Raw genomic sequence first — 11,312 nt, 5'->3', positions numbered from 1 at the left:
GTGCCTGTAAAACCTCCAAATGCCGAGTTACTGTTTTTTATCCCCAAGCGGTTTTGGTCGTGTCATCAATGGGGGAAACTGGCGCATAATGTGACGTGATTTTGGCGCAAACTTATTTTCATTCTTACTGTTCCACTCCTTTTGCTACTTTTCTCGCTAAATCCAAACACCATGAAAAACCTGCTTCTTTTTCTATTTATGGTTATGAGTAACCTTGTTCAGGCCCAATTCTTCAAACAAGACAAGGGCCTCGCCCACACCTTTTCCATCGTGGCCCGCGATGAAAAAACCGGGGATATGGCCATTGGTGTACAAAGTCACTGGTTTAGTGTGGGTACTGTGGTATCCTGGGCCGAGGCAGGCGTAGGGGCGGTAGCCACCCAGTCTTTTGTCAATAAATCTTTCGGAATCCGTGGACTGGAATTGCTCAAACAGGGTAAAACCGCCCAGGAAGCCCTGGATATCCTACTCTCCGACGACCCCGGCAAAGAGGTGCGCCAGGTAGGTATTGTAGACGCCCTTGGCAATGTAGCCAATTTCACAGGCAAGGGCTGTGTTGATTTTGCAGGCGACCTGAAAGGCAAAAACTACGCTGTACAAGCGAATATGATGCTAACCAATCAAGTACCGGGAGCTATGGCCAAAGCCTTTGAGGCCAATGCCCAACTCCCCCTGGCCGAGCAGGTACTCGAAGCGCTAAAAGCAGCCCAAAAAGCAGGCGGCGACATCCGGGGCAAACAATCTGCCGTGATCATCGTAGTAAAGGGTACCGCCACCGGCAAACCCTGGGACGACAACCACCTCGTGGATCTGCGAGTAGACGACCACGCCAACCCCCTCGCCGAACTGGAACGCCTGCTCAAACTGCACCGCGCCTACGAATACATGAACAATGGCGACCTGGCCGTGGAAGTCAACAACATGGAGCTAGCCATGCAGGAATACGGCGCAGCCATGAAAATGTTTCCCGACAATCTGGAAATGCAGTACTGGACAGCGATCACGCTGGCAAATAGTGGGAATGTGCCGAAGGCGGCACAGATGCTGCAAAGCATTTATGCCAAAGATGCGAACTGGCGGGAAATGACGAAACGGTTGCCGAAGGTGGGATTGTTGACGGTGAAGGAGGAGGAGGGTTTAAAACTATTGGTTATGAAATTTTAGAAGAAGCTTGTATGACATACAGGCGCAATATACATAATTTATGCAATCAAGTTAATCTCACACAAGCATCCAGGTTAGTCGAGCGTGCTACAGTTATTATAGGTGGTCCTCCTTGTCAGCCCTTTAGTGTCGGTGGACATCAACAAGGTTTAAAAGATAGTCGCGATGGCTTTCCTACTTTTATTTCTGCGGTTCAACGTTATCGCCCAGAACTGGCTTTATTTGAAAATGTGCGGGGAATGCTCTTTCGTAATAAAAAGTATTTTGAAGAAATTGTTTGTGCTCTGCAAGAACTTAACTACGTTGTTGAATGGCAAATATTAAACGCAGTCGATTATGGTGTACCTCAAAAAAGAGAACGTCTTTTTTGTGTTGCCCATAAAGGTGGCTGGAGATGGCCTGTAAAAACCCATATTCATGGTTCACAATATACAGCTGGTGACGCTTTGGGAGAACTAGCGAATTCAGTCCCGCCTAACTCAAGATTTCTGACTCCTAGCATGGATGAATATATTAAGAAATATGAAATAGCTTCTAAATGTATAAAGCCTAGAGATGTTCATCTTGATACACCTTCTAGAACACTTACCTGTCGTAATTTATGCGGTGCAACGGGTGATATGTTACGAATCCGCTTACCGGATGGACGCAGAAGAAGACTGACAGTGCGTGAAGGTGCTCGTCTTCAAAGCTTTCCAGATTGGTTTGAATTTCAAGGTTCTGAAAACAGTCAGTTCAACCAGATTGGCAATGCTGTTCCTCCAATGTTGGCAAAGGCTCTAGCTCGTTCTGTAAAAACGTATTTAAATGGTAACGACAATAAAACCGTAACGCATCTCTAGTCAGCAGTGGCAAAACGATAATTTTGTGCCTCCCCCATCAGTTCATAGCCGAGCGCTTGATACATCCGGTTGCTTGAAGCATTCTTTTTATCCGCATACAAAAAGCAGTAACGCTGACCTTCATCTAGCAACCGTTGAGTCAGGGCTGCAGTACAGGTTTTTCCATAACCTTTTCGGCGATGTTCTCTTGGAGTGAAGACGAGCGAGACTCGAAATCCGTTGGCGGTTTTTCCAATTCTGCATCCCATCGAAACCGGGTTGCCATCTTCCCAGAGAAATACATGACCCCGGTCGATTTGACGAGTTGCCCAATCCTGACAGTTGTTTGGAAGCTTGCCCAAGGCTTCTTCGGAAAAGGAAGCATACCACTGGCTAACGAGAGAGAGATCTGAAGAAGTTGCTTGTCGTAATTGACCTGTTGCCCAGGTGAAGGGGCGAATCTGTTCCGAACGATAGGCATATATTGTCATTTCAGGTGTATGGGCTTGTCCCGTAAGCTGAGTCCAGATTTGGGCAAAGCGTTGAGCGACATCAGACGGAGCATTTACCAGTGACAAAGTGCCCTGCTGCTTCAAGTGTTGCGCCAGTAAATCGACTCCGCATCCAGGAGTTTCCATTGAAATGAAAACGGAGTTGTCCCAATGCTTTATCGCCACTGCAAGGACTTCTCCATTAGACTCTAAGGTGAGCAAGTTTGGGCATTGTTTTAACGGTTCTGGTGTATGAGTGAGTGCATAACATTGGGATAGCATATTGTGATGCAACGCTTCATTACGCAGTAGGAAATCGCGCACCCTTTGATTGAAGCTACAAGCATCCTGATGCTGAATGAGTTCTACTTGGTTGCTCACTGTTATTTCTTACGAATGAGTGACTGCGTTGGTAGGTAGTTTTTCATTGTAGGACAATTATGACATTCAGTAGCGTCCTAACGGTTCAACTACGACTCGGTTCTCCTGTTCATTTACTGTTACCTTTGCCAATCCAAACAGTTCAATAATAGAAGCATTCGTCGTTAAATGATTGCTAACAACAGCCACTTGGTACTCACTTGTTGTTGATGCTAAAGCAGCTGGCAATAGTAACCTTTCTTTACAAACCCTCTTCCCCGTAAGGGGACAAATAGACTGCTGATAAAAAAGCTTCTCAACTAAGCAAGCAATACGGCTTGACCCATTAAGCTTTGCTTATACAATTACCCGTTGACCACAGCAATACAGACTTAAGTTGTTATCAATAAGTGTTAGTACTATTTTTTCCGTATAATTTACAAAATTTTACATTATCTCCCGGAAATGTACGTATCTAGTATTGTTGTTTATTACAACCAAACGTATCTACTCTCACTAACAATTATGAAATCCGTTGTTCTTAACTGTTTGTTTGTTATGACCTCCGTTTTGGGAATTGCAGGTCAAGCTTCGGCTGAACGTCTTGTAACTGCTGCGATTAGTACAGATGGAATAGTTTATCAAGTAGATTTAGACAACCGATCTGAATATAAAACTAAGGCTGGATGGAGGCACGTCAACTTCTGGCTTAGTACTAAAGGAGACATCAAAAAACATTCTGCGATTGCAGCTTGTTCTCCGTATGATGTCCAGGCAGAATACTACAACTTTGACTGGCATCCTAATAATAGCGGATATCCTGAAGGGACAGTGGCTGGAGATATTGCTAGGGTTGCTTGTGACCATCCATGAGAGGTTAAAATAAAGTGCCATATTACGAGTCCTAGCATTATGGATAAGTACAATTTTGAATGGAACAAAGTTCAAGGGTTTGAAATAGCGTTGCTTTTTCCACAACCTAATTATCAATAACTGGGTGAGAGAACGTTTATGAATGAGTGGGGGTCATGAGTTGGAAAGTGCTATTGCTACAAAAACAACAGTTGAAAAATACTTTGAGTCGAAAGATAAACAGTACACGTACTATCAGGACAAAGAGTTCCTGATGTGGAATTAAAGGAACAAAAAAGAAGGCAATGGGGCTTGTTTTCTTTGTGTCTCTGTAACATTCGACTATAATTACACTATCTAACAGATGCAAACATAGATTCTATGTCACTCATCCTGATTCTGCTCGGACTAGGTGGACTATACTATTTTTTCCTATATCCCATTCAAAAGGTATGGCAAATTAAACGCCTTGGTGTCTTGAGAGTTCCTCATTCAAGCGTTGGCTCCAAGCACCAACATTTAAAATTTGGTATCCTTTATCAAGTTAATTGGACTGAGCTAAGCCCTTCTGTTATTTGTATTACTTATAATGATGGTGAATATATCTTTTACACTAAAGAAACGTTTAATATTAGACGTGTTCGCGTTCCAGTTTTATCTAAACTTAGGACTCAAGATAAGATAAGACTGAGAGGCTACCAAGAAATCGTACCTCTAGTGAATGAGTACTTTCATCTTGAAGAAGAAATTAAGAAGTTGTGCTCTCAAAGAGACAAGATACAAAAAATAACCACATTGATGGCAACCTCCTCAGACATCTATAGCAATCAACTAAAGGTGTATCAAAAATCCTTTTCTCAAATTGAGAGTTTAATTACTAAAGGAAAAGAATTACAGCATTTTTATCACAATTTTATTGGAGAGATTTTGATGAGCAGTGAGATAGCAGCTTGCGAGATAGATGTACTGTTAGATAACGATTTAAAACTTAATATACAAGCAATAGATGCACAGTTCAGAAGAATTAAGGAAGAATATCGGTATTTAAAAGATAGAGAAACAGCCTATCACAATCTCCTTAGAGATGTTGGCAATTGAGTTGATTAGATTTTTTGACGTAAATCATTTAATACCAATTTTCTATGAAGATGCATACAATTAGCCTGCGAAGGCAGGCTTTGTTTGTATAGCTCCACATTTCTAATGTGAGGGCAATAATGTGCAACTTCACATAGAATTGGTATAAGTAAGTTTTTATCAAATTACCTCTTTATACCCAGGCGTTTTAGTTGGAGATATGGTTAAACAGTGAGGCGATAGTGCGGTAAAAGAAAATCGGAGTTGAAGCAGCAGTATACACAATGGTTGTCCAAGTCATTGAGGGGCTGTAATTAACATGGGTTCCGCCCCGGAGTATTACATGGGAATTGCCATTTGCAAGCACCAAAGGTAACAGTACAGTTTGTAACACCATACCAACAGCACCAGCGGAACCACCTTCCCGTGCCTCGCTCACGTCAAAAGTATAATTTCCTACTTGTACGGTACTACCGGGAATAAACTCCAAAGTCATTGAACCCATTGCATCTCCACGGACTTTAGCACCACAAATCGTTGCTGTAGAACGAACCGATGTTAGGTGTTGTGCGGCTAGCCATGGTTTATCGCGTTCAGCACGGATATTATTTATCCGGATTGGATGACCGGTGATGGCAGATAAACTGAGAGAAGTACGGAGTATCTGTCCTCTGCCTTCTCCATAGGAACCGTCAATATCAATCATGGGTGACTTTGAGTTTTTAACTTTAAATTCAAGCCAACCTTGCAACTGTTAAAATCAAACCAGCGAATGATACAACTATAAGTATTCTCTTCCAGCCTAAGGATTATCTATTTAAATGAACCGCAAAGACGAGCCAGTGCGTTGCGGTGAATCCAGCCCTGGAGGCGGGTTTCCCGCGCCCTGGGGACTGGTGAACCCGTAGGGGGGTTTCCCCCCAACCCCACAAAGTGGGGACCCCAAAGCCCCCCGTTGAAGCACCTGGCGTCGCAAAGGACACGAAGAAAAATGTAGAGACGCGCCATGACGCGTCTTCAGAAGGTTTTGACTAACTTGCAACTGACTGATGCCAACTGGTATAAGGTAGTTTTGTTGCTGTTGCCCGAATTTGGTCTTTGTTCGCCACTAGCTGACCGCAAGCATCCCAACTTCCAGATAAAAACATATTTCTGGTGCTTTCATTGATTGAAACGGAAGCTGAGAAGTCACCGCACTGAATCTGCAAGCTTTCCAAATTCACTGAGATGGTGACTTGAGGATTGGCAGCAAGCTTCTCTTGCAGTTCTTTAGCAGTTTCTGTATCAACAGTCACGCAAGGAATTCCTATAGCAACACAATTCCCAAAAAAGATTTCACTAAAGCTTTCACCAACTACCGCTTGAATGCCCCATTTGGCAAGGGCTTGTGGTGCGTGTTCCCGTGATGAACCGCAACCAAAGTTGCGGTTTACTACCAAAATATTGGCTCCTTTGTACTGAGGCTGGTCAAAAGGGTGCTGTCCTTTTAAGACTGTACGGTCATCAGCAAATACGTGTTCGCCCAATCCATCAAAGGTGACACACCTTAAATATCTGGCGGGAATGATGCGATCTGTATCGATATCATTGCCTACTAAAGGAATACCCCGTCCTGAAACTAGTTTGACTTCACTTACCATAAAAGAATTTTGAATTTTAGATTTTGGATTTTGGATTCCTCTCGTTCCCAGTCTCTGGCTGGGAATGCAGATTGCGAGGCTCTGCCTCGCGTGTGAGCTAGATCGGGAGGCGGAGCCTCTTCTCAGGCATTCCCAGGCTCAGCCTGGGAAGGAGGTAAGTCCGCAGTCTCCAATCGCTACTCCCCATCAGGACAGCATTTCCCGCACGTCAAACACTTCCCCTTTAATCGCTGCGGTAGCAACCATTGCGGGGCTCATTAACAAAGTCCGACCGGAAGCAGAACCTTGCCTTCCTTTGAAGTTGCGATTGGAGGAAGATGCACTGATCTGCCTTCCCTGAAGCTTGTCGGGATTCATCGCAAGGCACATTGAACATCCCGGTTCGCGCCACTCAAATCCCGCTTCTAAAAAGATTCTATCGAGACCTTCACCTTCAGCCTGTTGCTTTACCCTTTCCGAACCTGGGACAACAAAAGCTTTCACGCCTTGTGCGACTTGACGACCTTTAGCAATTTTAGCCGCTTCTCGCAAATCGCTAATGCGTCCGTTAGTACAGCTTCCAATGAAGCAAACATCAACTTTCGTTCCCTTAATAGGTGCGCCTGGAATCAGATCCATATACTGGTAAGCTTCCTCAGCTATGAACCGTTCTTGTTCTGGCAGTTCTTCGGGGGTGGGTACGAGTTCGTTCACTCCTATCCCTTGACCGGGTGTGATCCCCCAGGTAACGGTGGGGGGAATCTCAGCAGCATCGAAGACAACGACATCATCGTATTCTGCATCGGCGTCACTGCGGATGGAATTCCACCAAGCCACGGCTTTATCCCAATCTTCTCCTTTGGGGGCAAAGTCTCTGTCTTTAAGATAATCGTAAGTGATTCGATCCGGATTGACGTAGCCGCAACGAGCACCACCTTCTATGGACATATTGCAAACGGTCATCCGTTCTTCCATGTTCATTTGCTCAAAAGTCGTGCCTGCATACTCGTAGGCATATCCTACACCGCCTTTAACTCCAAGTGTGCGGATAATGTGGAGAATGACATCTTTGGCATAAACACCTGGTTTTAAAGTGCCGTTGACTTCGATTTTCCGGACTTTCAGCTTTGATAGGGCTAAGGTTTGGGAAGCTAAAACGTCCCGTACCTGGCTGGTTCCAATCCCAAATGCGATCGCTCCAAATGCACCGTGACTGGATGTGTGGCTATCTCCGCAAGCGATCGTCATTCCCGGTTGGCTTAATCCCAGTTCTGGAGCAATCACGTGAACAATACCCTGACTTCCAGAACCAATATTATAAAATTTTATACCATTCTCTTGACAATTTTGCTCTAGCGATCGCATCATTTCTTCTGCTAAGCTATCAGCAAAAGGACGTGCTTGATTGTCTGTAGGGACAATATGATCTACAGTAGCGACAGTCAGTTCTGGAAAGAGTGGCTTCAGACCTCGTTCCCGTAACATAGCAAAGGCTTGAGGACTGGTCACTTCATGAATTAAGTGCAATCCAATAAAGAGTTGCGTATGCCCTGAAGGAAGTATACCAACCGTATGTGCGTCCCACACCTTGTCAAATAAAGTCCCTTTACTCATAAACCCAAAATCTATATTTTTTGAGACAATCGACTTTTCTTTTAAGAACTTAGCTTCCGAAGAAGTCAGGATTTTTATCTTATCATCAACTAAAACCGTAAGGAGTTCCACACCGTAATCTTTGATTCGGTGTCGGAAGGAATTGCGCTTAATTTGAGTGGCGTCCTTATTCTTCTTGTCTTTAGCCAAGCCTAGTTATATATACTCATTTCTAGTGAACGAATCACACATACATAATCCGAACTAGGGAAATATTCAGAAGTTCTTAACAAAACAAGTCTCGTGGGCTAGTCTCATATGGTTGTTTCAAGCCCACACCAACACTTCGTGTATAGTGTGGGTAGTTAACATTGCCATCGTGCGATCGCTTAAACTGCTACAGGTTTCTCAAACTCAGTTTTAACTGTAGCAAAAGCCCAATCCAACCAAGGTAACAAGGCTTCGATATCCGAAGTTTCTACCGTTGCACCACCCCAAATTCTAATTCCAGGAGGAGCGGAACGATAGGATGCAATATCGTAAGCGACCTCTTTTTGTTCCAGAACTTTAGCCAGTTTTTTGGCAAATTCTGCTTGTTTTTCCAAGCTTAAAGTCCCAAACCAAGCATCCTTGATTTTCAAGCAAATAGAAGTACAGGAGCGAATTTCGGGATTCTCAGCAAGGAATGCAGCCCAACTGCTTTTCTCAACCCAACGGGCGATCGCAGCGAGATTGGCTTCACTGCGGCGAATCAGTCCTGGAAGCCCACCAATACTTTCCGCCCAGATTAAACCATCAAGTGCATCTTCCACGCACAGCATTGATGGGGTATTGATAGTGTCTCCTTTAAAGATTCCTTCAATCAACTTACCTTTTTGGGCAAGACGGAAAATTTTTGGTATGGGTCTATCTGGTTCGTAACTTTCCAAACGTTCTACTGCGCGTGGTGAAAGCACAATGACTCCATGCTGTGCTTCTCCACCCAAAACCTTTTGCCAAGAATAGGTGACGACATCAAGCTTTTCCCAAGGGATATCCATTGCAAATACAGCAGAAGTCGCATCACAAATCGTCAGCCCTTGGCGAGCGTCTTTTATCCAATCACCATTAGGTGACCTTACACCAGACGTTGTCCCGTTCCACAAAAACACCACATCATGACTAAAATCAACTTGATGTAAATCGGGTAAACTACCATAGGGTGCCTTCATAATGCGAGCATCAGGTAACTTTAGCTCATCTACGACATCTTTCACCCATTCCTGACCAAAACTTTCCCACGCCAAGATGTCCAAGGGAAGCTTTCCCAGCAATGACCACATTGCCATTTCCACTGCGCCTGTATCGGAAGCAGGAACAATACCCAGACGATAGTCTGAGGGAACACCAAGAATTTTCTTGGAACGTTCGATAACTTCTGCTAACTTGGCTTTACCATCTGTGGAACGATGAGAACGACCCACACAAGCATTTGCCAGTTTTTCCACCGACCAACCAGGACGTTTTGCACAGGGACCGGAGGAAAAATGGGGAAGATTGGGTTTAATTGTTGGGATAGAGAGATGCTCTGACATAGAGTGAACTTAGTGCGGCAGTATGGCATTAGGTTAGCTAGTTTACAGCATACCGAGTAATGTCTTCAAAATTGTTTACATTTTTTTAGTAGTTCGGGCAAAAAAAATGACAATTGGGGTTTGGGTATTAGGGGATCAACTTTGGTCAGAACAAGCAGCTTTGCAAAGTTGTCTTAAAACCGATAAAGTACAAGTCATCATGATTGAGTCATTGCATCACGTCCAAGCTCGACCCTATCACAAGCAAAAGCTAGTTTTAGTATGGTCAGCAATGCGGCATTTTGCTGAAGAATTGCAACAGCTAGGTTACTCAGTCACTTATAAAACTGCAGAAGATTTTGAGACACCGCTTCAACAGTGGATTAAGGAAAAACAAATTACTGAATTACGGGTAATGATACCCAACGATCTCCCCTTTCTTAAACTGATTGAAAATTTAGAAAAGCTTTACCTGTCATCTTTAGATTGTCAGCTTACCTTAATTCCCAACAATCACTTTTTATGGAATTCTGAAGAATTTAAAACCTGGGCTAAGCTTCGCAAAAGATTGTTAATGGAAGATTTCTATCGAGAAGGAAGGCGGCGTTTTCAAATTCTTATGGAGGGAGATAAACCAACCGGAGGACAATGGAACTTTGATAAAAACAATCGTCAGCCGCCAAAAGGAAAATTAAAGACACCACCAGCTAAATGGTTTGAACCAGATGACATAACTCAAAAAGTCATTACCCACGTTAACTCTTTACCCATCCCAACCTATGGTACAGAAATATTGCAACCCCAGCCTGTAGCAGATACACGCCCGCAAGATAACCAATTCTCCGCTTCCGTCAGCGCCCATCTGCGGTTAAATAATCGAGAACCCTTTCGCTGGGGGGTCACCCGTTCTCAAGCATTAGAAGTATTAGATTGGTTCGTCAACAACCGCCTCCCTGATTTTGGTCCTTACCAAGATGCAATGGTTACGGGAGAAGAAACAATGTGGCATGCCATGCTTTCCCCGTATCTCAACGTTGGATTACTCCAACCTTTAGAGGTAATTCAAGCAGCAGAAAAAGCATATCACCAAAACAAACTGTCTTTAAATAGTGTTGAAGGTTTTATCCGTCAGGTGTTGGGTTGGCGGGAGTATATGCACGGGATTTATCATTTGGTGAGTGCAGATTATCCTGAAAAAAACTGGTTTAACCACACCCAACCTTTACCTGAATTTTTCTGGACGGGTGACACCGATTTGAATTGTTTGCGTCAAATTTTATCTCAGTTGCAACGCACTGGCTATGCTCATCATATCCAAAGGTTAATGGTATTGAGTAATTTTGCTTTGATTGCAGGAATTTCACCACAAGAAGTAGAAAATTGGTTTCATGCTACTTTTATTGATGCTTACGATTGGGTAATGCAGACGAATGTTATTGGTATGGGATTGTTCGCTGATGGCGGAGTGTTGGCATCAAAACCATATGCAGCATCTGGGAATTATGTCAATAAGATGAGTGATTATTGTAAGGGATGCGATCGCAATCCAAAGGAACGTATTGGAGAAAAAGCTTGTCCGTTTAATTTCTTTTACTGGGATTTTCTCGACCGTCACCGCGATAAACTACAATTTCAGGGACGTATGAACTTTATTTTGGGACACCTTGACCGCATTTCTCACGAAGAATTAGAAACTATCCGCAAACAAGCACGAGATTGGCATGCTACTTTCTAGTTAAAGAAGGCAGTTCTTCAAAGTATATGAACGAGACACAACAAATA

Annotated in this window: 10 protein-coding genes and 1 pseudogene; 5 read left to right on the top strand and 6 right to left on the bottom strand. The window is 43.6% G+C overall.

The genetic code is table 11. The annotated features are described in order from the left end of the window. Positions 1-171 precede the first annotated feature (171 nt). Positions 172-1,164: a DUF1028 domain-containing protein gene (locus tag HC643_RS38200; RefSeq protein WP_167844844.1), complete on the top strand. Its 993-nt coding sequence runs from the start codon at positions 172-174 to the stop codon at positions 1,162-1,164. A gap of 11 nt (positions 1,165-1,175) precedes the next feature. Beyond that, entirely contained in the window at positions 1,176-2,006 is an 831-nt protein-coding gene (locus HC643_RS38195) for a DNA cytosine methyltransferase (protein ID WP_202048693.1), read from the top strand. Here the strand turns inward: HC643_RS38195 and HC643_RS38190 are convergent. Next, entirely contained in the window at positions 2,003-2,857 is an 855-nt protein-coding gene (locus HC643_RS38190; protein WP_038086403.1) for a GNAT family N-acetyltransferase, read from the bottom strand. The genes HC643_RS38195 and HC643_RS38190 overlap by 4 nt on opposite strands. A 66-nt stretch (positions 2,858-2,923) precedes the next feature. Beyond that, entirely contained in the window at positions 2,924-3,085 is a 162-nt protein-coding gene (locus tag HC643_RS38185; RefSeq protein ID WP_408019819.1) for a hypothetical protein, read from the bottom strand. Positions 3,086-3,361: 276 nt separating this feature from the next. Here HC643_RS38185 and HC643_RS38180 point away from each other — a divergent pair, with 276 nt between their 5' ends. Continuing rightward, complete coding sequence (locus HC643_RS38180; RefSeq protein WP_038086400.1) at positions 3,362-3,709, top strand: hypothetical protein; 348 nt, start codon at positions 3,362-3,364, stop codon at positions 3,707-3,709. Between the two features lie 360 nt (positions 3,710-4,069). Next, the gene (locus HC643_RS38175; protein WP_038086397.1) at positions 4,070-4,786 is read left to right on the top strand and encodes a hypothetical protein; all 717 of its coding nucleotides are present in this window, start codon (positions 4,070-4,072) and stop codon (positions 4,784-4,786) included. Between the two features lie 256 nt (positions 4,787-5,042). Here the strand turns inward: HC643_RS38175 and HC643_RS38170 are convergent. From HC643_RS38170 to HC643_RS38155, 4 genes and pseudogenes are all read right to left on the bottom strand, one after another. Then, positions 5,043-5,471: pseudogene (locus HC643_RS38170) on the bottom strand (RNA 3'-terminal phosphate cyclase); the annotation flags it as partial. 325 nt (positions 5,472-5,796) lie between these two features. Beyond that, on the bottom strand, positions 5,797-6,405 hold the full coding sequence (gene leuD / locus HC643_RS38165) for a 3-isopropylmalate dehydratase small subunit (RefSeq protein ID WP_038086395.1): 609 nt from the start codon (positions 6,403-6,405) through the stop codon (positions 5,797-5,799). Positions 6,406-6,591: 186 nt separating this feature from the next. Continuing rightward, positions 6,592-7,998, bottom strand: coding sequence for a 3-isopropylmalate dehydratase large subunit (gene leuC / locus HC643_RS38160; protein WP_038086534.1), 1,407 nt, complete (start codon positions 7,996-7,998; stop codon positions 6,592-6,594). Between the two features lie 368 nt (positions 7,999-8,366). Further along, positions 8,367-9,551, bottom strand: coding sequence for a phosphoserine transaminase (locus HC643_RS38155; protein ID WP_038086392.1), 1,185 nt, complete (start codon positions 9,549-9,551; stop codon positions 8,367-8,369). 106 nt (positions 9,552-9,657) lie between these two features. On the opposite strand from HC643_RS38155, the gene HC643_RS38150 reads away from it, so the two are divergent. Continuing rightward, positions 9,658-11,265, top strand: a complete 1,608-nt coding sequence (locus HC643_RS38150; RefSeq protein WP_050045474.1) for a cryptochrome/photolyase family protein — start codon at positions 9,658-9,660, stop codon at positions 11,263-11,265. Positions 11,266-11,312: the final 47 nt, after the last annotated feature.

It is taken from the genome of Tolypothrix bouteillei VB521301 (genome assembly GCF_000760695.4).
Classification (GTDB): domain Bacteria; phylum Cyanobacteriota; class Cyanobacteriia; order Cyanobacteriales; family Nostocaceae; genus Scytonema; species Scytonema bouteillei_A.
This window is presented reverse-complemented; position numbering and strand designations above follow the sequence as displayed.